This is a genomic window from Vibrio sp. 2134-1 (assembly GCF_033339495.1).
Window position 1 is genome coordinate 1 of the sequence record NZ_JAWOUS010000405.1, and the last position, 713, is coordinate 713.

Below are 713 nucleotides of genomic sequence, written 5' to 3' on the forward strand. Positions count from 1 at the left end.
TTCGAGATGCAAATTGGCCGCAACAACGCCTTTATCGATCATCTTGCTCGCTTGGCTTCAAATCATTTCTCTGGCAACGAGTTCGCGAAGGACAATCTAGCGAAGATATACACGCGAGTAGAAAAAGGCTTCATCCGAGTTGATGCAGATGAACTGACCTACCCTGCGCACGTTATCCTTCGCTACGAAATTGAACGAGATCTCATGAACGGTGTGATTAAACACACTGACGTCCCTGAATTGTGGAACGAGAAAATGAAAGCGTATCTGGGTCTATCTACAGAGGGCAACTTCAAAAATGGTTGTATGCAAGACATCCATTGGACTGACGGCTCTTTTGGTTATTTCCCATCGTACACACTAGGAGCCATGTACGCGGCACAATTTATGGCAGCGATGAAGAAGACTATCGACGTTGATAGCGTAATTCAAAGTGGTGACCTTTCACCCATCTTTACTTGGTTATCAGACAATATCTGGAGCAAAGGCAGCTTGTTAACGACCGATGAGCTCGTAAAACAAGCGACAGGTGAAACGCTTAATGCTCAACACTTCCAAGCCCACTTAAAAAGTCGTTACCTATAACTGCTGAACTTAATATAACGTTAAGACCCACGAGTTAAGACTCAAGAAAGTCAATGCCCAAGGAACGCAGCTCCTTGGGCATTTTTCTTTTTAAATACTGATATCCATTGCAGGGACAAGTCTTGGTT

General features: G+C 44.0%; 1 pseudogene. It reads left to right on the forward strand.

Annotated features, from left to right (window positions below):
* Nucleotides 1-585, forward strand: a pseudogene (locus tag R7R78_RS26275) (carboxypeptidase M32); the annotation flags it as partial.
* Nucleotides 586-713 lie beyond the last annotated feature (128 nt).